This window comes from Methylobacterium sp. GC_Met_3 (genome assembly GCF_026540775.1).
Lineage (GTDB): Bacteria > Pseudomonadota > Alphaproteobacteria > Rhizobiales > Beijerinckiaceae > Methylobacterium.
This window is the reverse complement of record NZ_JALNUL010000001.1, coordinates 111,189-135,422: the sequence shown is the minus strand read 5'-3', so window position 1 is coordinate 135,422 and position 24,234 is coordinate 111,189. Positions and strand designations below refer to the sequence as shown.

Sequence of the window (24,234 nt, the reverse complement as noted above, 5' to 3'; positions counted from 1 at the left end):
CGTTCCGGTACGTGACGCGCCGGAATAGGATTATGCCGCAGAATGGATCAATCCGACGTCACGCTGGAGCGGATGCGCAGCTTCGTCCGTGTGGCCGAGCGCGGCAGCCTGTCGGCGGTGGCGCGGGAATTCGGGGTCGGGCAATCGACCATCACCCGGCATCTGCGCGAACTCGAGGACGCCCTGGGCGTGGCCCTGATCACCCGGACCACGCGGCGCCTTGCGCTGACGGCGGAGGGGGCGGCCTATTATTCCGATAGCCTGCGCATCCTGCGCCTCGTCGAGCAGGCTGGGGCCGAGGCGCACAGCCGGGCGCAGGCGCCGTCCGGCATCGTCCGCCTGTCGTGCACGGCGGCGCTGGGCGTCCTGCACGTCGGCGCCATCGTGTTCGCGTTCCAGGATCACTATCCCGAGATCGCGGTGGATCTGAGCCTCACCGACGAACGCATCGATCTGGTTCGCGAGGGGATGGACCTCGCGATCCGCCTGGGGCCCCTGGCCGACAGCGCGTTGAAGCTGCGCGCCCTCGGCCAGTCCGAACGCCGGCTCGTCGCCGCTCCCGCCTACCTGATGGCGCGCGGCCGGCCGCAGTCACCGCAGGAGCTTTCCGACCACGAGGGGATCCGCATGACGAACGTGGCCGGGAGCGGCACCCTCGTCCTCGAAGGACCGGACGCGGCGCGGCACACGGTGCCCTTCGCCGGCCGCCTGCGGGTCGATCACGGGCTTGCCGCGCGGGCGGCGATGCTGGCGGGGCGGGGGATTGCCCCCGCGCACCACTGGCTGGTCGCGGATTGCCTCGCCGATGGCCGGCTGGAAACGGTCCTGCCGGACTACACCGTGCCGTCGGTGCCGCTCAGCCTGCTGATCCAACCCGAGCGGGCCGGAACCGCACGAGTCCGCCTGCTGGCGGATTTCCTAGCCGCACAGCTCCGCGCAGTCCCGGGAATCGCGCCGGAGGCCGGCGCTGCCACGGCGTCCGCTCAGCGGTAGCCGTACCGGCTCTTGGCGGCGGCCAGGAGATGCAACGCTTCGCCCGCCTTGCCGGCCGAGCACGCGGCAGCGGCCTGCGCGAGGTCGGCGTTGAAGTGGTCGCCCACGGGCTTGTTGAGGTTGCCGGTGGCCACGTCGCTGTCGACGATCGCCTTGGTGCGCGCGATCTCGGGACCGCAGCCACTGCCGGTCGGCAGGGCCATGGGGGCCGGGATGACGGGCGAGGGTTCCATGACCGCCGGGGTGGTACGCTGCTGGCAGGCCGCCAGCGCCGCGACGGCAAGGGCGGCGAGGCTAAGGCGCATCGGGAGACGGGGCGCGGGCACGGCGATCATCCTGTTGGGGCGCGGGGGCAGCGCCGCCAGGGTTTTGGGCCGAGCTTGGCAATGGGTCAATCGCCGCCGCGACACGCCATGCTGGCGCGCGACGTGGAACGTCGGGCACCGGAACTGTAGGATTCTGCTGTCATCGGAGTGGGTTGGCACGCGCTGTGACCGGTTCGGTTCAACAGCGCGCGCCGAATCGTGAGCGCCTACTTCGCCTTGTCGGCGAGCGCCTTCAGGCCGGAATCGTAGATGCCCTGGATCGCGTCGACCGCGACCGTGTCGGGGGCGCCCTTGGCGTTGAACGTCCCGGTCCACGTCACCTTCGAGCCGGAGCCCTCGGGGGCGACCGAGAGAGTCGACTTGTAGTCGGCGACCGGCAGCGGGCTCTCCAGGATCGTGTAGGTGTAGCTCATCACCTTGTCGTCCCGGGAGACCTGCTCCTCCTTGATGGTGCCGCCGCCCTTCAGGCTCAGTGTGCGGACCTTCATGCCGTCCTGATCGGACAGGGCGCATTTCTCGATGGCCGGGTGCCAGTCACCGATGCCGCAGAACTCACCGATCGTCTGCCAGACCTTGGCCGGCGGCGCGGCGATGTCGGCCGTGCGCGTCACATCCAGGGCGTAGCCCGGCACCGTGGCCGCGGCGAGCGCCAGGGCGGCGAGGGGAAGGGACCGGCAGAAAGCGAAAGGCATCTCGGGGGTGTCTCCATCCGTCTCAGGTCGCGGCAGGCGCCGCGCGGGCTCTGGGGCCGCCGGGGAGCTAAGCCTGGATCGCCCCGGCGGCAATGGGGCAGGGCACCGGAACCCGGCCTTCAGGTCCAGACGACCCGGCCGCTGATCGTCTGCGCAAGGGCACGGAGCCTCGGACGGAGGGACGTGCCTCCGTTCGGTCGCTCAACCGGTCGAGGTTCGGGTGGCGGACGCACCCGTCGCGTTCGGGGAAGCGCACCACCGGAGAGCCCACGACCGTGACGGCCGCGATGTCGCCCACGGTCCAATCGCGGTCGCCGGGCAGTCGAAAGATCTCGAAGTGACCGCCGTTGATCTCGCGGCGCGGGCGGGCCTAGAGGCTCGGGGTCGCGCCGATCAGTCGGGCGGTGCTCGGCCTACCAACTGTCGTCGTCGGCCTGGGCGGGGTAACCGTAGCCCGCCGCCGGGGCGTAGGCGGGCGGGGCGACGGGGCGGTAATAGGCCGGCAGCGAGCGGCGGCCCATCTGGTCGCCATCCACCAGCAGATCGTCCGTTCCGTAGGGGTTCCGGTTCCGGGCGACGCGCGTGCCGCGCGACCGGCCTTCCGCCACCGGAGCATCCATCCCGTCGATCACCACCCGGGTCCGGCCCATGCCCTCGGCCTTGACCAAGTTGAACAGGGTCGCGGCGTTGCGCACCGACAGGCGCACGCAGCCATGCGACGCAGCCCGCCCGAGGTTGCGGACATGGTTGGTGCCGTGGATCGCGTGGCCCTGGTTGGTGAAGAACATCGCGAACGGCATGGGTGCGTCGTCCCACTCCTTCGAGAAGTGGGTGCGCTCCATCCGGAAGGGACGATAGGATCCCGAGGGCGTGTCGTGGCTCTCGATACCGGTGGAGACGGGCCAGGAATAGCGGGGCTGCCCGTCGACCGTGACCGCCATGCGTTGGGCGCTCTTGTCGACGTTGATCAGCACGTCCGCGGAGGCCGAAGCCGGGACGGTGGCCCATAGGAGCAGGCCGGACAGGACCGAGACCAGACCGATACGCATGCGAGACTCCGACCGGAAAACCGAGACGGTTTGCCGACACGCTAAGCCTTTGGCAACGCCAAGGTTCCGGCAGGCTCCAACCCTGCGCAGTCACGCTTCGCTGAGTGCCGGTCCGGCGCCGCCTTGATCCAGGTTCGGGCGGTCCGGCACGAACCGTGCTGTTGCCAACCGGCCGGTTGACAGCGGCCCGGGCCCGGGCGCCTCCTCCGGCCGAGAGCCGATCGCGTTGCGATCAGCTCTCGGTGTTTGCTTGGCCGCGCTCTCCTGCGCCGAACCGGCGTCCCCTTCGGCGGCGAGCGCTCTGAAACCGGTTCGGAGTTCCCATGGCCCTCGACCCCGCCCTCGCCGCCGAGATCGAAGCCTCCGTGGCGGAGGGGTTTGCCGATCAGGTCGCCCACACGCAGGCGCTGGTCCGGTTCGCCTCCCTGCGGGGCGAAGAGCATGCCTGCCAGGATTACGTGTTCGAGCAGTTCCGCGCCCGCGGCTACGCCACCGAGCGCTTCGCCATGGACCGGGACGCCATCGCGGCCCATCCGGGCGGCTCGAAGATCGACGACGCGCTCCATTCGGACGCGCCGATCGTGGTCTGCCACCACCGGCCGAGCACCGAGACGGGTCGCTCCCTGATCCTCCAGGCCCATGTCGACGTGGTGCCGCCGGGGCCCCTCGACCTCTGGAGCCATCGGCCGTTCGATCCGGTGATCCAAGGCGACTGGATGTATGGCCGCGGGGCCGGCGACATGAAGGCCGGGCACGCCGCCAACCTGTTCGCCCTCGACGCGCTCGGCCGCCTCGGCCTGCAGCCGGCGGCCTCCGTGACGGTCCAGTCGGTGGTCGAGGAGGAATCCACCGGCAATGGTGCCCTGATGACCCATCTGCGCGGCTACCGGGCCGACGCGGTGCTGATCCCCGAGCCGGAGGACGAGAAGCTGGTGCGCGCCAATACCGGCGTACTCTGGTTCACCGTGGAGGTGCGGGGCGTGCCGGTCCATGTCCGCGAGATGGGGGCGGGCGCCAACGCGATCGACGCGACCTATCGAGTGATCGGCGCGCTACGCGCCGTAGAGGCCCGCTGGAACGCCGAGAAGGCGTCGCACCCGCATTTCGAGGCCGAGGAGCACCCGATCAACCTCAACATCGGCAAGATCGAGGGCGGCGACTGGGCCTCCTCGGTTCCGGCCTGGTGCCGGATCCATTGCCGGGTCGCACTCTATCCGGGCGTGACCGCCGCGCAGGCCGCCGCCGAGATCGAGGCTGCGGTCGCGTCCTTCTCCCGCACCGACCCGTTCCTCGCCAACAGCCCGCCACGAGTGGTGTTCAACGGCTTCTTCGCCGAGGGCTACGTGCTGGAAGAGAGCTCCGAGGCCGAGGCGGTGCTCACCCGCGCCCACGAGCGGGCGATCGGGTCACCGCTTCAGAGCTTCATGACGGCGGGCTACCTCGATACCCGGGTTCACGCCCTCTACGACCGGGTGCCGGCTTTGTGCTACGGCCCGACGTCCCAGAACATCCACGGCTTCGACGAGCGCGTGAGCCTCGCCTCGGTGAAACGAATCACGACCACCATGGCGCTGTTCGTGGCCGAGTGGTGCGGGACGGAGCGCAAGGCCGGGTGACGTCGACGGGCCGGCGCTCGGAAGGCTCCGATGCGCGATATCCCGCGCGCGGTGCCTCAGGGGATCAGCCGGTCCGCGCGGAGTTGGGCGAACAGGTCGTAAAATGCGTCGTCGGTCGGCTGATACGCCGTGAAGCCGAGGCGGCGGCTCTTGCTCATGTCGGTCACGACCTCGATCGGCCGGCCGAGATCGGCATCCGTGTGCCACGGCGAGGCCAGCTTCTCCAGGCTCGGCTCGGCCAGTCCGTAGCGCTGCGCGATTTCGGCCCAGGCCGGGCCGTCCTGCGCCATCCGGGGTTCCAGGGGCCGGTGCGTGCCGTCGAACGGCACCGCCTCGATCCCGAACCACGCCGCGATCCGGCCCCACATCCAGCTCCAGCGGAAGACATCGCCGTCGACGACGTTGAACGCCTCGTTGGCGGCCTTGGGCTCGGTGGAGGCCCAGAGCAGCTGGCGGGCGAGCAGCCGTGCGTCGGTCATGTCGGTGAGGCCGTTCCACTGCACGGCCGAGCCCGGGAAGATGAACGGGCGGCCCAGCTCCCGGCACAGGGTGGCGTAGCAGGCGAGCGTCGTGCCCATGTTCATGGCGTTGCCCACCGCCTTGCCGATGATCGTGTGCGGGCGGTGGACGCTCCAGGTGAAGCCGTCGCGCGCGCTGGCCGCGAACACCGCATCCTCCTGCGCGTAGTAAAAATTCTCGATGTCCAGGCGACCCTGGTCCTCGCGGAACGGCGTCTGCGGCAGGGTGCCTTTGCCGTAGGCCTCGAACGGGCCGAGATAGTGCTTCAGCCCGGTCACCAGGGCGACGTGGCGGACGCTCTTCTTCGGGCGCAGCGCATCGAGGACGTTCTCGATCATGGCCCGGTTGACGCGGATCATCTCCGCCTCGGTCGGGCGCCTCTGCCAGGTCGCGAGAAACACGTGGGTCGGTGCGAGTTCGGCCAGGGCTCGCTCCAGCGAGGCCGGATCCTGCAGGTCGCCCGCCACCGGCTCGACGCCCGCCTGGGCCACGGGGTTGCGCGCGAGGCCTGTGACCCGCCAGCCCTCCTGATGGAGCAGCGCCGCGGTGGCGCTGCCGACGATCCCGCTGGCGCCAACGATCAGGGCGGTGTTCGACATGGAAAGCCTCGCGCCCGGCGAAAATCCGGGTCCGGGGCAGATGGGCACGGGTGGTGTCGCAACAACCCCACCGTGCAGGGCAGGCACCTATGCGGCGGGCTCAGGGCGTGGTTTCGAAAGGTCGGGACCCTGCCCTTTCAAGGTGTTTGGGCTGGTTGAAAGGATCGCAATTCGTGGCTTTAACATATTGAAGAAGAACCGCCTTTTCCCCTCTCCCGTGCGGGGAGGGGTCAGGGGTGGGGGTGGTTCAGGATCGAGCGTTCCGGTGCCTCCTGCACCACCCTCACCTCCACTTCCTCCCCGCAAGGGGGAGGAGAGCGCGCTTCGCTGGTATCCCGATCCATCCGCAAACACCTTGAAAGGGCTGGGTCGAGACCTTTCGTGGGTCCAGGGCGACGCTCCAGAATCCGTCAGGGCTTTGCCCTGACAACCCACCAAAGGGCTGAAGCCCTTTGGAAACCAGGGTCAAAAGCCGTCAGGCGACCCGGTCGATGGCCGCGCCAAGGATGTCGACGATCTCTCCGATCTGGCTGCGCTCGATGATCAGCGGCGGCGACAGCGCGATGATGTCGCCGGTCACTCGGGTGAGCAGGCCGCGCTCGAAGCACTCCACGAACACATCGTAGGCGCGCTTGCCCGGCGCGTCCGGACGCGGCGCCAGCTCGACGCCGGCGACGAGGCCGATGGTGCGGATGTCGATGACACCCTTGCGCCCGCGCAGGTCGTGGATCGCCGCGGCCCAATCGTCGGCGATGTCGGCGACGCGGGTGAGCAGACCCTCCTCCCGGTAGATGTCCAGCGTCGCGATCCCGGCCGCGCAGGCGATCGGGTGCCCGGAATAGGTGTAGCCGTGGAACAGCTCGATCCCGTCCGGGCCGTTCATCAGCCCGTCGTGCACCGCCCGGCTCGCGAACACCGCGCCCATCGGCACCGTGCCGTTGGTCAGCCCCTTGGCGCTGGTCACCAGGTCGGGGACGACGCCGAAGAAATCGGTCGCAAACGGCGCGCCCAGGCGGCCAAACCCGGAAATGACCTCGTCGAAGATCAGCAGGATGCCGTGCTTGGTGCAGATCTCGCGCAGGCGCTCCAGGTAGCCCTTCGGCGGCACCAGCACGCCGGTCGAGCCCGCCACCGGCTCGACGATGCAGGCCGCGATGGTCTCGGCCCCGTGGAGGGCCACCAGCCGCTCCAGATCCTCGGCGAGCTCTGCCCCGTGCTCGGGCTGGCCCTTCACGAAGGCGTTGCGGGCCGGGTCGTAGGTGTGGCGCAGGTGGTCGGTGCCGTTGAGCTGCGGGAAGACGCGCCGGTTCGACACGATGCCGCCAACCGACAGGCCGCCGAAGCCGACGCCGTGATAGCCGCGCTCGCGGCCGACAAGCCGGGTGCGGGTGCCCTGGCCGATCGCCCGCTGATAGGCGAGCGCGATCTTGAGGGCGGTGTCGACCGATTCCGAGCCGGAATTGGTGAAGAACACCCGGTCGAGGCGCTTGTCCGGGCCGCCCGGTGCGATCTCCGCCAGCCGCTCGGCGAACTCGAACGCGATGGGATGGCCCATCTGGAAGGTCGGGGCGAAGTCGAGCGTCGCGAGCTGGCGCTCCACGGCCGACGCGATGCCCCGCCGGCCATGCCCGGCGTTGACGCACCACAGGCCCGCAGAGCCGTCGAGGATCTTGCGGCCGTCATCGGCGGTGTAGTGCATGCCTTCCGCGGAGACGAGCAGGCGCGGCGCCGCCTTGAACTGGCGGTTGGCTGTGAACGGCATCCAGAAGGCGTCCATCGCGGGCGTGTTGCGGAGCGGATGGTCGGTCATGGGGCGGCTCTCCGGGGCAGGCGGCGCGGATCTGGCAACGGGACCAGGGGACACCTTCGCCGATCGGGCAACAAGTCCTTTTCTGGTCGCCGCCAACCCCTTGCAGGAACGGGGCCGCGGGTGGCACCGTTTCGGAATCCGCAACACCTGAAACGGGGCCCGGCCGGATGAGCATCGATGTCGGCGCGCGCCTGCGCTTCGTGCGCGCCCGCCACGGCCTGTCGCAGCGGACGCTCGCCAAGCGGGCCGGGGTGACGAATTCCGCGATCTCGTTGATCGAGGCCAACCGGGTGAACCCCTCGGTGGGCGCCCTGAAGCGGATCCTCGACGGGGTGCCGATCGGCATGGCCGAATTCTTCGCCCTGGAGCCGGAGCCCGAGCGCAAGGCGTTCTTCGCCGCCGAGGAGCTGACCGAGATCGGCCGCCGGGCCGCGAAGGGGGCGATCTCGTACCGTCAGGTCGGCGACAGCCTGTTCGGGCGCAAGCTCCAGCTCCTCAAGGAGCGCTACGAGCCCGGCGCCGATACCGGACGGGTGCCGCTCTCCCACGAGGGCGAGGAGGGCGGCATCGTGCTCTCCGGCCGGCTGGAGGTCACGGTGGATGCCGAGCGTCGGATCCTCGGCCCCGGCGACGCCTACAGCTTCGACAGCCGGCGGCCGCACCGCTTCCGCTGCGTGGGCCCGATCCCCTGCGAGGTGGTGAGCGCCTGCACGCCGCCGAGTTTCTGAGGCGGCGTGCACGGGTCCGGATGAAAAACCCGACCTGTCGCGCGCAGACGTTGCGGTCGCCCGCCCGACTGGCGCATGCAGGGCGTCGTCTGAATTCATAATGCTGCGCGAGGATCGATGGCCGTCACCACCGCCGCCCCGGCCGCCGGATCCGGAACGAACCAGTCCGCCCGGGCGGCGCTGGCGGCGTTCGTGGGCACCACGATCGAGTGGTACGACTTCTTCATCTACGGCACGGCGGCGGCCCTGGTGTTCGGGCCGCTCTTCTTCACGGCGGAATCGCCCTACATCGCGACGCTCTCGGCCTTTGGCACCTTCGCGGTGGGCTTCCTGGCGCGGCCGCTGGGCGGCCTGATCTTCGGGCATCTGGGCGACCGGTTCGGGCGCAAGCGGGCGCTCGTGGCGACGCTGGTGATGATGGGCATCGCCACCTCGGGGATCGGCCTGCTGCCGACCTACGCGTCGGTCGGCCTGTGGGCGCCGGTGATGCTGGTCGTGCTGCGGCTGATCCAGGGGCTCGCGGTCGGTGGCGAGTGGGGCGGGGCGGTGCTGATGGCCGCCGAGCACGCGCCGGCCGGGCGCAACACCTTCTTCGCCTCCTTCGCGCAGCTCGGCAGCCCCGCCGGGCAGATCCTGTCGCTGCTGGCCTTCCGGCTCGCGGGCCTGCTCGACAAGGAGAGTTTCCTGGCCTGGGGCTGGCGGGTGCCGTTCCTCGTCAGCATCCTGCTGCTCGCGGTCGGGCTCGCAATTCGCCTCGGCGTCGCGGAATCGCCGGCCTTCGAGAAGGCCCGGGCCGCCGGCGGCCCGCCGCCGGCCCCCGTGCGCGAGGTGCTGACGACCTGCCTCAAGCCGGTGCTGCTGGCCGCCGGCGCCAACACCTTCGCGATCGCCTCGGTCTACCTGTTCAACACCTTCATGATCGCCTTCACCACACAGTATCTCGGCATCGCCCGGGCGACGATCCTCGACGCCCTGCTGATCGCCGCCGTGGTGCAGTTGATCATGACCCCGGTGGGCGCCCGGATCGCCGAACTCATCCGCAACGAGCGCCTGTTCCTGCAGGGCACGCTGATCTGGGCGATGCTGGCGCCCTATCCGCTGTTCTGGCTGGTCGAGACCAAATCCGTGCCGCTGATCGTGGTGGGCCTCGCGCTGAACGTGGTCGGCAGCGCGACCTTCTACGCGGTGATCGCGGGCTACCTCGCGGGCGCCTTCCCGACCCGGGTGCGCTATACGGCGATCTCCATTGCCTACCAGTTCTGCGGCGCGCTGGCCGGCGGCCTGACGCCGATCGTCGGCACCGTGCTGGCCGAGCGCTTCCAGGGCCACTGGTGGCCGATCGCCGTGTTCGGCACGATGCTGGCGGGCGTGTCCTTCATCTGCGTGACGCTGATCGGCGGCTACCGGGCGCGCCAGCGCGGCTTCCTCGACGACTGAGGCGGATCGATCGAAAGCCGTGGATCGGCGTAACGCCGGATTCAGGCGAGCGGTCTAGCCTCCACGGCATGGATCCCGTTTCCGTCGCATCCGCCGTCCAGATGCTGGGCGCAGCCCAGAACCAGCAGATCGGCGTGGCAATCGCCCGGCAGCAGCTCGCGGCCGACAAGGCCGTGGCCGGCCTCGTGGCGGAGGGCGCCCAGAGCGCGGCGCCGCCGGCGCCCCCCGGCCAGGGCCTGAGCGTCGACCTGAGGGTCTGAGGGACCGCTCGACCGGAGCACTGGGTTTCCGCTGCGCGGATCGATCCCGTCGTGGTTTCGAAGGGTCGCGACCGTTCGCGGGTCCAGGACGGGGCCCTGGTCAACACGGCCCTGGCCAGCACGTAGGGCAGTGCGCCCAGCAGGGATCAGCGCTTGCGCACGAACTCCGTGCGCAGGACCAAGCCCTTGATGGTGTCGTGGCGGCAGTCGATCTCCGCGGGATCGTCCGTGAGGCGGATCGACCGGATGACCGTGCCCTGCTTGAGGGTCTGGTTCGCGCCCTTGACCTTCAGGTCCTTGATGAGCGTGACCGAATCGCCGTCGGCGAGGACGTTGCCGGCCGCATCGCGGACCTCGGCCCGAGCCGGCGCCGCGGCCGCCCGACCGGGTGGGAGCCACTCGCCGGTGGCCTCGTCGTACACGTAAGTCTCGTCGGCGCCCGTCAAATCCCAAACCCCCGGTTCGGATCGGGCCGGGTCCGTCAGGATCTCTCAGGCCCGCATCCGCGCATTCCGCCACACCGAACCGGTCACCGATTCGGCGGGGGATGGTCGAGCTTAACCGATCGGGCCGGCCCCGCGCGAGGGCGGCGGGGCCGGGGAGGGGGCTTCGAAGGGGGCCTTTTAGTGGGCCTTACCGCTTGAGCGGCCCGGCCTCGATCACGTCCTCGACGGTCCGCAGACCGGCGCGGGGCGCGTTGACCAGGCAGGCCATGTTGCCCGGCGGGTGCTGGTTCTTCCACATCTTGGTGTGGGCGTGGGGGATCTTGTCCCACGGGAAGACCTCGCTCATGCAGGGGTCGATCCGCCGGTCCAGCACGAACTGGTTCGCCGAGGAGGCCTGCTTGAGGTGGGCGAAGTGGGAGCCCTGGATGCGCTTCTGGCGCATCCAGACGTAGCGGGCGTCGAAGGTGATGTTGAAGCCGGTCGTGCCGGCGCAGAACACCACCATGCCGCCGCGCTTCACCACCAGCGCCGAGACCGGGAAGGTCGCCTCGCCGGGATGCTCGAACACGATGTCGACATCCTGCTTGCCGGTGATGTCCCAGATCGCCTTGCCGAACTTGCGGGCTTCCTTGGTCCAGGCGTGGAACTCAGGCGAGTTCACCTTCGGCAGCTGGCCCCAGCAGTCGAAATCCTTGCGGTTGATCACGCCCTTGGCGCCGAGACTCATCACGTAGTCGCGCTTCGACTCGTCCGAGATCACCGCGATCGCGTTGGCGCCCGAGGCCGCGCAGAGCTGCACGCCGAACACGCCCAGGCCCCCGGAGGCGCCCCAGATCAGCACGTTCTGGCCCGGCTTCACCGTGTGCGGCGCGTGGCCGAACAGCATGCGGTAGGCGGTGGCGAGGGTGAGCGTGTAGCAGGCCGCCTCCTCCCAGGTGAGGTGCTTGGGCCGGACCATGAGCTGGCGGGACTGCACCCGGCAGAACTGGGCGAAGGAGCCGTCGCCGGTCTCGTAGCCCCAGATGCGCTGCGAGGGCGAGAACATCGGGTCGCCGCCGTTGCACTCCTCGTCGTCGCCGTCGTCGCGGTTGCAGTGGACGATGACCTCGTCGCCGACCTTCCAGCGCTTCACCTTGGAGCCGACCTTCCAGACGATGCCAGAGGCGTCGGAGCCCGCGATGTGGTACTCGCCCTTGTGGACGTCGAACGGCGAGATCGGCTCGCCGAGGCCGGCCCAGACGCCGTTGTAGTTGACGCCCGCCGCCATGACGTAGACCAGCACCTCGTCGTCGCCGATCTCCCAGACCGGCAGCACTTCGAGCTGGTGGGACTGTTCCGGGGGTCCGTGGCGCTCGCGCCGGATCGCCCAGGCATACATCTTGGCCGGCACGTGACCGAGCGGCGGGATCTCACCCATCTCGTAGAGATCTTTGACCTCACCGGTCGTCGGACTCAACGCAGCGCTCGCCGCCATCTCGCTCTCCTCTCGTCCCGCGTGTTGCTCACGGCCGCGGTTCTCCCTCGCGCTATAGCGGCGATGCGAAAGGCCTCCAAGTGGGTCGAAAGTCGAAACCCGGAGGTTTTCGACGTGAAAAGGCAGCCCACACAGGGACGGCGCCCACGTATTCAAATTCGGCTTTCGGGGAGACCAAGTATTATTCCGCGCGCGCGGGGCCGCCACCGGACCCGAGACCTTGCACGGCGCTACCGCGCCTCTCAGGTGGACTTTATACCAGTGAACGACCTGCGCGAGGCTGGTCGCGTAGACCGCGCCCCCTCAAATCGCGCTGTTCCGACGAACAAGTTTTTTAAAGCCCTGCGGCCGCGCGCAGGGGCCTCTTGCACTTCCGTCCCGGATGACGCGTGGCCAAGCCTTCGCTACGGTGGCGGCAACGCTGCGCCCCGAGCGCGGATACAAAGATCACATGGAGGCCAGGATGGGCGCGAGCGCCGCGGAAACCCGGAGCGACAAGTCCAGCCGCGACAAGCCGTGGATCATCCGCACCTATGCGGGACATTCCAACGCGGCGGAGTCGAACGCGCTCTACCGGGGCAACCTCGCCAAGGGCCAGACCGGCCTGTCGGTGGCCTTCGACCTGCCGACCCAGACCGGCTACGACCCGGACCACGAGCTGGCACGCGGCGAGGTCGGCAAGGTCGGCGTCTCGATCGCGCATCTCGGCGACATGCGGACCCTGTTCCAGGACATCCCGCTCGCCCAGATGAACACCTCGATGACCATCAACGCCACGGCCCCGTGGCTGCTGGCGCTTTATCTGGCGGTGGCCGAGGAGCAGGGCGCGCCGCTCGCCGCGCTCCAGGGCACGACCCAGAACGACATCATCAAGGAATACCTGTCGCGCGGCACCTACGTGTTCCCGCCCGCGCCCTCGCTCCGGCTCACCAAGGACGTGATCCTGTTCACGACCAAGAACGTGCCGAAGTGGAACCCGATGAACGTCTGCTCCTACCACCTGCAGGAGGCGGGGGCGACGCCGGTCCAGGAGCTGTCCTACGCGCTGGCCATCGCGATCGCGGTGCTCGACACGGTGCGGGATGATCCCGAGTTCGACGCCGCGAGCTTTTCCGACGTCTTCGGCCGGATCTCGTTCTTCGTGAATGCCGGGCTGCGGTTCGTCACCGAGATCTGCAAGATGCGGGCGTTCTCGGAACTCTGGGACGAGATCGCCCAGGAGCGCTACGGCATCGACGACCCGAAGAAGCGGATTTTTCGGTATGGCGTGCAGGTGAACTCCTTGGGGCTCACCGAGCAGCAACCGGAAAATAACGTCCACCGTATCCTGATCGAGATGCTGGCTGTCACGCTGTCCAAGCGCGCCCGCGCCCGCGCCGTGCAGCTGCCGGCCTGGAACGAGGCGCTCGGCCTGCCGCGACCCTGGGACCAGCAATGGTCGATGCGCATGCAGCAGATCCTGGCCTTCGAGACCGACCTCCTCGAATACGACGACATCTTCGACGGCAGCCACGTGATCGAGGCCAAGGTCGAGGCGCTGAAGGTCGAGACCCGGGCCGAATTGGAGCGGATCGGCGGCATCGGCGGTGCGGTCGCTGCCGTGGAGACCGGGGCGCTCAAGCGCGCGCTGGTGGAGTCGAACGCAAGGCGGATCTCGGCGATCGAGGCCGGCGACCAGATCGTCGTCGGCGTGAACAAGTGGCAGCAGGGCGAGCCCTCGCCGCTCACCGCCGGGGAGGGCGCCATCTTCTCGGTCTCCGAGACGGTCGAGATGGAGGCGCAGACCCGCATCCGCGAATGGCGCAGCCGCCGCGACGAGCAGGCCGTGGGCCAAGCCCTCGACGCCCTGGAGCAGGCGGCCCGCTCGGGCGCCAACATCATGCCGCCCTCGATCGAAGCCGCGAAGGCCGGAATCACCACCGGCGAGTGGGGCGAGCGCCTGCGCGCGGTGTTCGGCGAGTACCGGGCGCCCACCGGCGTGACCCTCGAGACGGTCTCGGCCGGGGCCGCCGAGGAGGCCAAGCTGCTGATCGCCGATCTCGGCGAGCGGCTTGGCGAGACGCCCAAGATCGTGGTCGGCAAGCCGGGCCTCGACGGCCATTCCAACGGCGCCGAGCAGATCGCGCTGCGCGCCCGCGACGTCGGCTTCGACGTGACCTACGACGGCATCCGCCAGACCCCGACCGAGATCGTCGCCAAGGCGAAGGAGACGGGCGCCCACGTGGTCGGCCTGTCGATCCTGTCCGGCTCCCACGTGCCGCTGGTGCGGGAGGTCCGGGCCAAGATGCGGGAGGCGGGCCTCGACCATATCCCCGTCGTGGTCGGCGGCATCATCTCGGCGGAGGACGAACTCGTCCTCAAGAACATGGGCGTGCGCGCCGTCTACACGCCGAAGGACTACGCCATCGACCAGATCATGGTCGGGCTGGCCAAGGTGGTGGAGAAGAGCCTGGATCGCCGGGACGGCCCGTCCGACAGGCCGCGCGAGGAGGCCCAGGTCTACTGAGGGGCTGTACGCACAGGTTGAATCGATCGCTTAGGAATCTCAAACAAGTTTAACTGTTTCGCCGCCATACCGCCTTCGGTCCTGCCCCCCGGGACCGAAGGCGACATCACATGCGCACCGGTATTTCGATCGCGGCCAAACTCGGGGCCTGCCTTGCCGCCCTGATACTCCTGATCGCCGCGACGAGCGGTCTCTCCCTGGCGGAGCTGCACAGCGTCAACGCCACGGCGGCGGAACTCCGCGACGTGCGCGTGCCGGCGACTGATGCGCTGGGCCGGATGGGCGTCCTCATCATGCGCCAGCGGGTCAATGGTGGCCGGCTCATCACGGCCGACACGCCGGAGCTGCGGGCAGAGGTCTCGACTCTCATCGCCAAGCGCGGCGAGCAGCTCGCGGCGCAGTTCGGCCGCTACGAGGCCGAGCCGCTCACGCAGGCCGAGCGCGAGAGCTACGCGGCGCTGCGCCGGAACCTCGAAGCCTACAACGCCCTGCAGAAGCAGGCCCTGGACAAGGCCACCACGGGCGACATCGCCGGCGGGCAGCGGATCTACAACACCACGATGTCGGCCGGCATCAACGCCGTGCTCTCGGAGTGGGACCGGCTGGTCGACCTGAACGCCGCCGGCTCGCAGGCGAGCGGCACGCGGATCGCGGAGACCTACGCGGCCGCCAACCGGGACATTCTGGCCCTCGCCGGCCTCGCGTTGATCGTCGCCCTGGGCGCCCTCGTGATGGTGCTGCGCGGCGTCAGCCGGCCGCTGCGGGCGATCTCCGCGGCGACGCAACGCCTCGCCGCCGGCGACATCGCGGCCGAGATCCCGGGCCAGGGCCGCCGGGACGAGATCGGCGCGCTGGCCGGTTCCGTGGTGGTGTTCCGTGACAATCTGGTCCGGAGCCGCGCCCTCGAGGCCGAGACCGCGCTGGCCCGCGCGGATGCCGAAACGCAGCGCCGGGCCGCGACCCGGGCCATGGCCGACGCCTTCGAGCAGGCGGTCGGCGGCATCGTCGGCGGCGTCTCGGCGGCCGCCACCGAGCTGGAGGCGACTGCCCGGTCCCTGACCGGCAGCGCGGCGGACTCGGCCGGTCAGTCCGGCACGGTCGCGTCGGCTGCCAACGAGGCCGCCGCCAACGTCAACACCGTGGCGGCGGCGGCCGAGGAGCTGGGCTCGTCGGTCCAGGAGATCGGCCGGCAGGTCAGCGGCTCGGCGGAACTGGCGCGGATCGCCGTCGCCGAGGCGGCCGACACGGTCGCCCTGGTGCAGGACCTGAGCGCCGCCGCCGCGAAGGTTGGCGACGTGGTCGGCCTGATCTCGACCATCGCGGCCCAGACCAACCTTCTGGCCCTCAACGCCACCATCGAGGCGGCCCGCGCGGGCGAGGCGGGGCGCGGCTTCGCGGTGGTCGCCACCGAGGTCAAGGAACTGGCCAGCCAGACGGCGCGGGCGACCGAGGAGATCACCGGTCAGATCACCCGGATTCAGGCCTCCACCGGGCAGGCCGCGAACTCGATCGACGGGATCAGGCGGCGCATCCGCGAGATCGACGGCGTGGCGGCCTCGATCGCCGCCGCCGTGGAGCAGCAGGGCGCGGCAACCCAGGAGATCGTGCGCAACGTCGCCGAGGCGGCGGTGGGCACCGGCGCGGTCACCGGCACCATCGCGAGCCTTGCCCAGGCGGCCGAGGAGACCGGCGCGGCCGCCGCCCAGGTGCTGGGCGCGGCCTCCGACATGTCCCGCCAGTCCGAGCACCTCACCGCCGAGGTCGGTCGGTTCCTCGCCACGGTGCGGGCGGCGTGAGCCACCGGCCCCTCACGATGGCGCCCCGGATCGCGTAGGACGGCACCATGCCGTCCGCCCTGCCCACGCTTCTCCTCCTCGCCGTACCGCTGGCCGCCGCCCTCTCGGCGGGGCTCATCCTGCGGCTGTTCCCGCTGCTGCAGCGCTACGCCCTGGCGCGGCCGAACGCCCGCTCCAGCCACACGGTACCGACGCCGCAGGGGGGCGGCATCGCCGTGGCGACGGCGCTGGTGACGATCTCGGGCCTGCTCATCGCGGCGCCGGAGATCGGCGGCCGGCCGGACTGGATCTGGCTCGCCGGCTGCGCGCTCGCCCTGGCACTCCTCGGGGCCGTGGACGACGTGCGCCCGCTGCCGGCCGGCCTTCGGCTCGTCGCGCAGGCCGTGGCAATCGGCCTGCTGGTCTGGCACCTGGACGGACGGCTGCTGCCCGGCCTCCCCCTTGGGCTCGAACGCGCCCTCGCCCTCGTCGCGGGCCTGTGGTTCGTGAATCTGACGAACTTCATGGACGGGCTCGACTGGATGATCGTGGCGGAGATCGTCCCGGTCTCCGGCGCCCTGCTGCTGTTCGGCCTCGCCGGGCTCCTGCCGCCGCTGCCCACGCTGGTGGCGTCCTGCCTGCTCGGCGCGGTGCTGGGCTTCGCGCCGTTCAACCGGCCGGCCGCAAGGCTCTTCCTGGGGGATGTCGGCGCGCTGCCGATCGGACTCGTCACCGCGTGGCTGCTCTGGCATCTCGCCACGGCGGGGGGACTCGCCGCCGCGCTGCTGCTGCCGCTCACCTATCTCGCCGATGCCAGCCTGACGCTCGCCGCACGGGCCGGCCGGAGGGAACGGATCTGGGAGGCGCATCGGGGCCATTTCTACCAGCGGGCGACCGTGAACGGGCTCACGGTTCCGGGCGTGGTCGGGCGGGTCTTCGCGGTCAATCTCGCGCTGGCGGCGCTGGCCGCCGCGACCTTGTTTTGGCCGTCCTGGCCGGTCACCCTCGCGGCGCTGGCAGTCGGGTCGGCCCTGGTCGCCGGCCTGCTCCGCCGCTTCGCCCGCGCCCCGGCGCCGGCCCCCGCCGAAGGTGCCGCCCACCCGTGACTGGACTGATCGCGCTCACCGGGGCGACCGGCTTCATCGGCCGCCACCTGCTCGCCGACCTCACGGCCCGCGGCTACAGGGTGCGGGTGCTGCTGCGCCGGCCCACCGCCCTGCCGGAGGGCGCCGCGAGCGCAGTGGTGGGCGACCTGACCCGCCCGATCAACATGGCGGCGGCGCTGGCCGGCGTCGACGCGGTGGTGCATTCGGCAGGCCTCGCCCATGCCATGTCGGGCGCGCCCGAGGACGATTACCGCACGCTCAACACGGAGGCGACGCGCAAGCTCGCCGAGGCGGCCGCGCGCGCAAAGGTGCGCCGGTTCGTGTTTCTGTCCTCGATCCGCGCGCAGGTGGGCCCGAGCGCGTCGGGTTCGGTCGGGGAGGGCGATCCCGCGGTGCCGACCGATGCCTACGGCCGCTCCAAGCTGGAGGCCGAGCGGGCCCTGGCCGAGACCGGGCTCGACTGGGTCGCCCTGCGCCCGGTCCTGGTCTACGGCGCCGGCGTGAAGGGCAACATGGCCGCGCTCCTGCGGCTCGCCCGCAGCCCGTACCCGCTGCCGCTCGGCGGCCTCGCGGCCCGGCGCTCGCTGATCTCCCTGGAGAGCCTGTCGGAGGCCGTCGACACGGTCCTGAAGGCGCCAGGCCCCGTGCGGGCGGCGCTGATCGCGGCCGATCCGGATCCGCTCAGCCTGCCCGAGATGATCGCGGCGCTCCGCGTGGGCCTGGGGCGCGGCCCAGGGCTCGTCCCGGTGCCGGCCGGCCTCCTCAAGCTGGCCTGCCGGATGACCGGCCGCGACGCGCAATTCGCCCGCATCGCCGAGGGGCTGGTGGCCCGTGCCGACGGCCTCGCGGCGCTCGGCTGGCGCCCAGCGGGATCGACCCGGGACGGGCTGGCGCGGCTCGCGCAGGCCGGCGGCTGAAGATACGAAGCGTCAAATCCGGGATTCCAAAGGGATCATCCCTTTGGGGGTGTCGGGCAGAGCCCGACGAACCTCCCAGGGCTTTGCCCTGGACCCACGAAAGGGATGATCCCTTTCGAAACCCGGGTTTTGCCCGCTGCGGCTTACGCCGCGCTTCGCTCCAGCCGCTGGGCGTGGCGCTCGCGGAAATGCGGCACCGCCGCCTCGAACACGGCCTCTGCGGCGGCCCGGTCGCCGGCCGCCACGGCGGCGCGCAGCTCTGCTACCCAACCGTCGAGCCGCGCCCGGTCGGCGAAGATGGGTCGCGCCGCCATCACGCCGTCGATCCCCGCAAGCGCCACGCGGGGCTCATCCCGGGCGAACAGGATCTCGTTGAGCCGCTCGCCGGGCCGCGCACCGGTAAACGCGATCTCGATCTCTTCCCCGGGCTCGAAGCCGGCCAGCCGGATCATCCGGTCGGCGAGGTCGGCGATCCGCACCGGCTGGCCCATCTTGAGCACGTAGACCGCGGCGCGCTCGGAATCCGGCGCGGTGCGGGCCTCGCCGTCGGCGTGGGAGGCCGCCGTCAGGACGAGGTCGCAGGCCTCCCGCACGGTCATGAAGTAGCGAACCATGTCGGGATCGGTGACCGTCACCGGCCCGCCCCGGGCGATCTGCGCCTTGAACACCGGCACCACCGAGCCGGCCGAGCCCAGGACGTTGCCGAACCGCACGGCGATCAGACGGGTCGGGTGACCGGGCTGAGCGGATTGCTCGGCGTCCAGCGCCTGAGCGACCATCTCGGCGAAGCGCTTGGTGACGCCGAGTTGCGAGACCGGCTCGATCGCCTTGTCGGTGGAGATCATCACCAGCGCCCGGGCGCGGGCCGCCACCGCGGCCTCGGCGACGTTGATCGAGCCGAACACGTTGGTCTTGATGCCCTCCTGCCAGTCCCGCTCCAGGTAGGGCACCTGCTTCAGGGCAGCGGCGTGGAGCACGTAATCCGGCCGGAACTCCGCGATGACCTGATGCGTCCGCTCCCGGTCGCGGATGTCGGCGAGAACCCCCGTCACCGTGGCCTCGGCGGCGAGGATCGCCGGATGCGTGAGGATGCTGTGCAGTGCCGGCTCGGAGGCGTCGAGCACCAGCACGGCGGCGGCCCCGAACGCCACGGCGCGCAGGCAGATCTCGGAGCCGATCGAGCCGCCGCCCCCCGTCACCACCACCCGGCGCCCGGTGAGAAACGCCTTCAGCCGCGCCCGGTCGATGGGCACGGTCGGGCGCAGGAGCAGGTCCTCGATCTCCAGCGGCGCCAGTTCCGGACCCTGCGCGCCCTCGCCGAGGCCGGCAACGCGAGCGAGCGGCAGGCCGAGCCGGCGGGCACGGGCGATCAGATCGTCGGGCGAAGCCTCCGGCACGAGGGCGCTCGGCGTCGCCACGAGGCGCCGCACCGGCTCGCCCCGTGCCGCGAGATCGGCCACCACCCGCTCAAGATCCGGGAAGCCGCCGAGCACGGCCACGCCGCGCATGAACTGGCCGCGCTCGTCCGCCCGCGGCGAGAGGATGCCCCGGGGCGCGAGCTTCTTGACCGAACCCGCTTCGATCGCCCGGATCAGCACGTCGATATCGGCCCCGCGCCCGAGGAGCAGAGTCGGCACGGTGGCGGCCCGGGCGCTCGACTGCCGGGAGCGGGTATCCTTGAGGTAGCGAAAGGCGAGGCGTGCGCCGCCGAGGAAGAAGATCTGCAGCACCCAGTAGAGCAGGATCGCAATCTTGCCGAAGAAGTAGAACCCGTAGAGATCGGCCGAGACCAAGACCCAGTCGATCACCAGCAGGGCGAGCGCCAGCACGCTCGCCGCCCGGACGATGCCGGCGAGATCCTGCAGCGAGGCGAAGCGCCACTTGGTCCGGTAGAGCCGGAAGCGCGCGTAGACGAGGCCCGCGAAGGCCAGGAACGGCGGCAGCAGCAGGGGCAGGGCGTGCAGGCGCTCGTCCAGCATCCCGCCCTGGAATCGGAACAGGAAGGTGAGCACCACGGCGGCGGCGGTCGCCGCGAGGTCGTGGGCCACCATCACCGCGGTCTTGTAGTGGCGCTGCTGCATCGGGGGCCGGATGGGGTGCCGCGGGGTATCCGCCGCGGGACCTGTCCTGTCAACGCGACGGGCCGTCCGGACCCGCGTCAGGTCAGGGCCCGGGCCGCAGCGCCCGCCGCGTCGTCGACCCGGTCGATGTCCGGGGCCTCGATGTGCCGGTAGCGGGCCTGGATCAGCCCGAACGCCCCGAAGGCGGCGTGGCCCGCAGCCACCAGCCCGAGCAGGACCGAACCGTAGGGCTGGGCGCGCAGCAGCGCGAAGGCCTCGGCCAGCCCCTTGGCGTCGGACGAGCGCTGGTGCCACGCCGCCGCGACGAGGAACCCGCCGATGATCAGGAAGGCCAAGCCCCGCGCCGCGTAGCCGAATCGGCCGATCGGACCGGCCCAGCGCGCGCGGGCCTGGGCATCGAGGGCGAGCCGGTCCGTGACGTCCCCGCGCCACGCCTTCCCGAGGAAGCCGAAGCCGCCGCCGACCACCGCGAGGCCGGCGAGCGCCACGAGCCAGCGGCCGAAGGGCTTGGCGAGCAGCCACGCGGTGCCATCGTGCATGCCGTCGCCGCCGCTCAGGCCGAGCCCGAGGCTCAGCGATGCGGCGCTGGCGGCGAGGCCAACATAGAGCGCGGCGCTGATCAGATGCGCGCCGCGCACCCCCAGCCCCTTGAGTCCGGTTCCTCGCCGGTCGGCATCCGTGACGGCCTCGACAAGGCGCCAGAGCGCGAAGCCAGCGAGCCCCAGCGCGATCAGGCCGACAACGGCCGCTCCGAAGGGCCCGGCCAGCACGGCGCGCAGGGCATCCTTGCTGTCGCCGGCCCGTCCACCCTGGCCGAGCGCCGCCAACAGGGCCAAGCCGCCGACCACGAGGTAGACCACGCCGCGGGCACCGTAGCCCAGGCGGGCGATGCGCTCGATCGTGTTGCGGCCGCCGGGGAGGGTGCTCATGCCGGGATCTGGGTGCGGTGGGTCGGGCGTCCGATGCTGGACCGGTCAACGTCCGGCGGCGCGCGCACGATCCGTTGCCAGCGCAGGACCCGGCGCCGATCTACATCGGCGTCCGTTCGGCCCGGCCGGACAGCGCCACGTAGAAGCCGAGCCCATCCTGCGACGGCAGGGTCTGCAGCCGCTCGATCAGGCCGCGGCGCTTCGCGTCCAGGAGCAGACGACCCGCCGGCTGGAACAGGGTTTCGCCACCGCCCTCCGGGGGCGGATCGAGCCGGATCGCCACGGTCTTGCCCTTGGCGAAGCGGCTGCGCTCCAGCATGTCCTTGAGCGAGGCCTCGGCGCGCGCGCGGTTGGCGCCGCGCAGGTCGAGCACCGAATCCGCGTCCGTCACCCCGAGGGAGCCGCGCAGCTTGGCCGCGTAGAAGTCTTCGAAATGGGGCAAGTCGGTGCCTTGGTGCTCTGCCGGGCCGGGGAAGCCGGCCGTTGAGATCGGATGCGGCTCAGGATGTGAGCCCATGATAGATGTCGGGCACCAGCACGGCGTCATCAAGCTCCGGCAACGCCACGGTGCCGGCGCGCACCAGCGCCAGTTCAAAAGGTCACGCGGTCGTAGATGTCGGCCACCGGTAGGGGACCGCCCAGTTCCGGCAGGTCTACGACCGCGTCCGCTCCGACCGGCCGCATGATCCAGCCGGCATCGCGGCGCCAGACCTCGATCCGGATCTCGTCTTGGTAGACGATCAGCAGGGTCTGAAGGCTGGGCACGGTGGCGTAGAAGGCGAGCTTGCGCCCGCGGTCGTTGGTCATGGTGCCCGGCGACAGCACCTCGACGATCACGAGGGGATCGTCGACGAAGCCGGTGGGCGGCATCGGCCCGCACTGGACCACGACATCCGGGTAGGGCGCGTAATCGTCCATCGCGTCGCTGAGGATCGCCAAGCCTGGATAGGCGCCGCAACCACGCGCTTCGGCCGACGAATCGAGCCGCCTGATAAGGTTTGTGACGATGCGCTGGTGCCGGGCGCTCGGCGGCGCCATCAGCACGGGCTCGCCGTCGAGCAGTTCCCAGCGCTCCTCGTCCGGGCGGGGCTCCACCCAGCGCCTGTATTCGGCGACGCTCATGCGTGCGTCGCGCTTCACAGCCAATGCCATGACGGCCTCCGATCGCGACTCGGAGACTAGCACGGGCCGGGTACCGCCGCGACGGCCTCAGTCGGCGCCGAGTTGCGCGCTCAGGCGCGTCGCGCCGGCATTCAGGAAGCGCTGCGGGTCGACCGGCACGCCGTCGATGCGGGTCTCGTAGTGCAGGTGCGCTCCGGTGGAGCGCCCGGTCGAACCGACGGAACCGATCATGTCGCCCGCGGCGACGTGCTGCCCGGGATAAACCGCGATGCGCGCGAGATGGCCGAACCGGGTGGTCAGGCCGTTCCCGTGATCGATCTCCACCATGTTGCCATAGCCGCCCGCGGCCTCGGCGGCGATCACCCGACCGGCGGCGGTCGCCCGGGCGGGCTCGCCGTATTCGGCCTTGAGATCGAGCCCCGTGTGGAGCGCGAGGCCGCGGGTGAACGGGTCGAGACGGGTCCCGAACGGGCTCGACACGATCGCCTCGCCCCGGATCGGCCGACCGAGCGGCAGCCCGGCGGCTTTCCGGCGCAGGTGCTCGCTTTCCGCAAGAGCCCGGCGGGCCAATGCGAGGCCGGCCTCGAAGCCGGCGCCGTCCAGGACGCGGCTGTCGAGGGGGACCAGCGGGCCGCCAACCCCGGCGGACGGCGCGTCAAAGCGCCCGGGATCGAGGCCGGTCCGGCGGATCAGGCCGCGCAGCCGCCGGACCTCCTCGCCGGCCCGCGCGGCCAGGCCGACGAGGCGCTCGCCTTGAGCCGCCTGCAGGCCCTCGAGACGGGCCTCCAGCCGGATCAGCCCGGTCTCGACCTCGAGGGCGCTCCGGCGCGGCAGGGCGCGGGCGGGCCTGGCCCCATCATCGGAGCGCAGGCTCGGCTCATCGTCGATTGGCGCGAGGCCCGCGCCGGGGCGTGGGGGCAGCGCGCCGGTGACGGTCGGGTCAGGGGGCGTCTGCCGCGCCAGGCCGGCCAGGGCGGCTGCACGCCGCTCCAGCTCGGCCTGCCGCTCCAGCGCCGCCGTGACGCGGTCTGCCAGCCCGGCCTCGGTGCCGGCCCGGTCGCGACCGCCGCGGTCGAGGCGGTCGCGCAGGTCGGCAAGCTGCGCCTCGTAGGCGTCGCGCATCGCCGCCTGCCGGGCCACGAAACCGGCCAGCACCTCATCGTGGAAGACGATCAGGTAGGTCGCGCCCAACGCCCAGAGCAGCGCGAGCGCGAGCCCCCCGGCGAGCCACGGCGCGGCCCGGCGCGAGGTGGAGGGTGAAGAAATCTTCAGACGATACATCGGGACGGCCCCGCGAGAGCCGTCATTCAAGACCGGGTAAGGTTAAGGATCCGTCGAGACCAATTACGGTCTGCCGAAACTTTCCTCAGGGAAGCGCCCGGGCGGCTTTCAGCACCGCCTCGGCGTGGCCCGGCACCTTCACCTTCGGCCAGACCTTTGCGATCCGGCCTTCACGGTCGACCAGCACGGTGGTGCGCTCGACGCCCATGTAGGTGCGCCCGTACATGCTCTTCTCGACCCAGACACTGTAGGATTCGAGCACGCCCTTGTCCTCGTCGGAGGCGAGCGGAAAGGCGAGGCCGTACTTGCCGCAGAACTTGTCGTGGCTCTTCACCGGGTCCGGCGAGAGGCCAACGACCTTGGCGTCGGCCGCCGCGAGATCCGGCAGCAGGCGGTTGAAGTCCTGCGCCTCCAGGGTGCAGCCGCTCGTGTCGTCCTTCGGGTAGAAGTAGAGCACGACTTTGTGACCCTTGAGCGCAGACAGCGCAATGCGGCCTCCCGCAGAGGCGGGCAGATCGAAATCCGGGGCCGGATCGCCCTCTGACAGCGGCATCGTGCCTTCCTTTCG

At 70.8% G+C, this 24,234-nt stretch carries 22 protein-coding genes; 9 read left to right on the top strand and 13 right to left on the bottom strand.

All coding sequences use genetic code 11. The features are described 5' to 3' along the window. Window positions 1-42: 42 nt before the first annotated feature. Entirely contained in the window at window positions 43-993 is a 951-nt protein-coding gene (locus OXS27_RS00660; RefSeq protein ID WP_267353538.1) for a LysR family transcriptional regulator, read from the top strand. Here OXS27_RS00660 and OXS27_RS00655 read toward each other — a convergent pair. The 3 genes from OXS27_RS00655 to OXS27_RS00645 all read right to left on the bottom strand — a co-directional run bounded on the left by OXS27_RS00655 (window position 984) and on the right by OXS27_RS00645 (window position 3,060). Then, window positions 984-1,328: a hypothetical protein gene (locus OXS27_RS00655; protein WP_267354264.1), complete on the bottom strand. Its 345-nt coding sequence runs from the start codon at window positions 1,326-1,328 to the stop codon at window positions 984-986. The genes OXS27_RS00660 and OXS27_RS00655 overlap by 10 nt on opposite strands. Before the next feature lie 197 nt (window positions 1,329-1,525). Continuing rightward, the gene (locus OXS27_RS00650; protein WP_243919873.1) at window positions 1,526-2,011 is read right to left on the bottom strand and encodes an SRPBCC family protein; all 486 of its coding nucleotides are present in this window, start codon (window positions 2,009-2,011) and stop codon (window positions 1,526-1,528) included. A gap of 413 nt (window positions 2,012-2,424) precedes the next feature. Further along, window positions 2,425-3,060, bottom strand: a complete 636-nt coding sequence (locus OXS27_RS00645) for a L,D-transpeptidase (protein ID WP_267353536.1) — start codon at window positions 3,058-3,060, stop codon at window positions 2,425-2,427. 323 nt (window positions 3,061-3,383) lie between these two features. On the opposite strand from OXS27_RS00645, the gene OXS27_RS00640 reads away from it, so the two are divergent. Continuing rightward, a complete protein-coding gene (locus OXS27_RS00640; RefSeq protein ID WP_267353534.1) occupies window positions 3,384-4,676 on the top strand; it encodes an ArgE/DapE family deacylase in 1,293 nt (430 codons plus the stop codon). A 56-nt stretch (window positions 4,677-4,732) separates the two neighbouring features. Here OXS27_RS00640 and OXS27_RS00635 read toward each other — a convergent pair whose 3' ends face one another. Both OXS27_RS00635 and OXS27_RS00630 read right to left on the bottom strand, forming a co-directional pair. Continuing rightward, complete coding sequence (locus OXS27_RS00635) at window positions 4,733-5,794, bottom strand: SDR family oxidoreductase (protein WP_267353532.1); 1,062 nt, start codon at window positions 5,792-5,794, stop codon at window positions 4,733-4,735. A 475-nt stretch (window positions 5,795-6,269) separates the two neighbouring features. Then, window positions 6,270-7,604: an aspartate aminotransferase family protein gene (locus OXS27_RS00630; protein WP_267353530.1), complete on the bottom strand. Its 1,335-nt coding sequence runs from the start codon at window positions 7,602-7,604 to the stop codon at window positions 6,270-6,272. A gap of 167 nt (window positions 7,605-7,771) precedes the next feature. On the opposite strand from OXS27_RS00630, the gene OXS27_RS00625 reads away from it, so the two are divergent. The 3 genes from OXS27_RS00625 to OXS27_RS00615 all read left to right on the top strand — a co-directional run bounded on the left by OXS27_RS00625 (window position 7,772) and on the right by OXS27_RS00615 (window position 10,029). Continuing rightward, window positions 7,772-8,332, top strand: coding sequence for a cupin domain-containing protein (locus OXS27_RS00625; RefSeq protein ID WP_267353528.1), 561 nt, complete (start codon window positions 7,772-7,774; stop codon window positions 8,330-8,332). Window positions 8,333-8,449: 117 nt separating this feature from the next. After that, complete coding sequence (locus tag OXS27_RS00620; RefSeq protein ID WP_243919889.1) at window positions 8,450-9,769, top strand: MFS transporter; 1,320 nt, start codon at window positions 8,450-8,452, stop codon at window positions 9,767-9,769. Between the two features lie 68 nt (window positions 9,770-9,837). After that, window positions 9,838-10,029: a hypothetical protein gene (locus tag OXS27_RS00615; protein ID WP_243919890.1), complete on the top strand. Its 192-nt coding sequence runs from the start codon at window positions 9,838-9,840 to the stop codon at window positions 10,027-10,029. A 146-nt stretch (window positions 10,030-10,175) separates the two neighbouring features. On the opposite strand, the gene OXS27_RS00610 is transcribed toward OXS27_RS00615, so the two are convergent. Further along, window positions 10,176-10,475: an alkylphosphonate utilization protein gene (locus tag OXS27_RS00610; protein WP_243919891.1), complete on the bottom strand. Its 300-nt coding sequence runs from the start codon at window positions 10,473-10,475 to the stop codon at window positions 10,176-10,178. A gap of 187 nt (window positions 10,476-10,662) precedes the next feature. Beyond that, window positions 10,663-11,949 carry a crotonyl-CoA carboxylase/reductase gene (ccrA, locus tag OXS27_RS00605; RefSeq protein ID WP_243919892.1) on the bottom strand — a complete coding sequence of 429 codons (1,287 nt, stop codon included), beginning with the start codon at window positions 11,947-11,949 and terminating at the stop codon, window positions 10,663-10,665. A 451-nt stretch (window positions 11,950-12,400) separates the two neighbouring features. On the opposite strand from ccrA, the gene OXS27_RS00600 reads away from it, so the two are divergent. The 4 genes from OXS27_RS00600 to OXS27_RS00585 all read left to right on the top strand — a co-directional run bounded on the left by OXS27_RS00600 (window position 12,401) and on the right by OXS27_RS00585 (window position 18,253). Continuing rightward, window positions 12,401-14,455, top strand: a complete 2,055-nt coding sequence (locus OXS27_RS00600; RefSeq protein ID WP_267353523.1) for a protein meaA — start codon at window positions 12,401-12,403, stop codon at window positions 14,453-14,455. Between the two features lie 110 nt (window positions 14,456-14,565). Next, window positions 14,566-16,251 carry a methyl-accepting chemotaxis protein gene (locus tag OXS27_RS00595; protein WP_243919895.1) on the top strand — a complete coding sequence of 562 codons (1,686 nt, stop codon included), beginning with the start codon at window positions 14,566-14,568 and terminating at the stop codon, window positions 16,249-16,251. 47 nt (window positions 16,252-16,298) lie between these two features. Continuing rightward, window positions 16,299-17,336 (top strand): glycosyl transferase, encoded by a 1,038-nt coding sequence (locus OXS27_RS00590; RefSeq protein ID WP_267353522.1) that lies wholly within the window; start codon window positions 16,299-16,301, stop codon window positions 17,334-17,336. Further along, window positions 17,333-18,253: an NAD-dependent epimerase/dehydratase family protein gene (locus OXS27_RS00585; RefSeq protein ID WP_267353521.1), complete on the top strand. Its 921-nt coding sequence runs from the start codon at window positions 17,333-17,335 to the stop codon at window positions 18,251-18,253. The genes OXS27_RS00590 and OXS27_RS00585 overlap by 4 nt, the downstream gene beginning before the upstream one ends. 143 nt (window positions 18,254-18,396) lie before the next feature. On the opposite strand, the gene OXS27_RS00580 is transcribed toward OXS27_RS00585, so the two are convergent. The 6 genes from OXS27_RS00580 to OXS27_RS00555 all read right to left on the bottom strand — a co-directional run bounded on the left by OXS27_RS00580 (window position 18,397) and on the right by OXS27_RS00555 (window position 24,219). Continuing rightward, the gene (locus tag OXS27_RS00580; protein WP_267353520.1) at window positions 18,397-20,334 is read right to left on the bottom strand and encodes an SDR family NAD(P)-dependent oxidoreductase; all 1,938 of its coding nucleotides are present in this window, start codon (window positions 20,332-20,334) and stop codon (window positions 18,397-18,399) included. A gap of 77 nt (window positions 20,335-20,411) precedes the next feature. After that, the gene (locus tag OXS27_RS00575; protein WP_243919902.1) at window positions 20,412-21,263 is read right to left on the bottom strand and encodes a DUF1206 domain-containing protein; all 852 of its coding nucleotides are present in this window, start codon (window positions 21,261-21,263) and stop codon (window positions 20,412-20,414) included. A 100-nt stretch (window positions 21,264-21,363) separates the two neighbouring features. Further along, window positions 21,364-21,705 carry a hypothetical protein gene (locus OXS27_RS00570; RefSeq protein WP_243919976.1) on the bottom strand — a complete coding sequence of 114 codons (342 nt, stop codon included), beginning with the start codon at window positions 21,703-21,705 and terminating at the stop codon, window positions 21,364-21,366. A gap of 149 nt (window positions 21,706-21,854) precedes the next feature. Next, entirely contained in the window at window positions 21,855-22,415 is a 561-nt protein-coding gene (locus tag OXS27_RS00565) for a Uma2 family endonuclease (protein WP_243919903.1), read from the bottom strand. A gap of 57 nt (window positions 22,416-22,472) precedes the next feature. Beyond that, on the bottom strand, window positions 22,473-23,666 hold the full coding sequence (locus tag OXS27_RS00560; protein ID WP_267353518.1) for a M23 family metallopeptidase: 1,194 nt from the start codon (window positions 23,664-23,666) through the stop codon (window positions 22,473-22,475). 85 nt (window positions 23,667-23,751) lie between these two features. Continuing rightward, window positions 23,752-24,219, bottom strand: a complete 468-nt coding sequence (locus tag OXS27_RS00555; RefSeq protein WP_267353516.1) for a peroxiredoxin — start codon at window positions 24,217-24,219, stop codon at window positions 23,752-23,754. Window positions 24,220-24,234 lie beyond the last annotated feature (15 nt).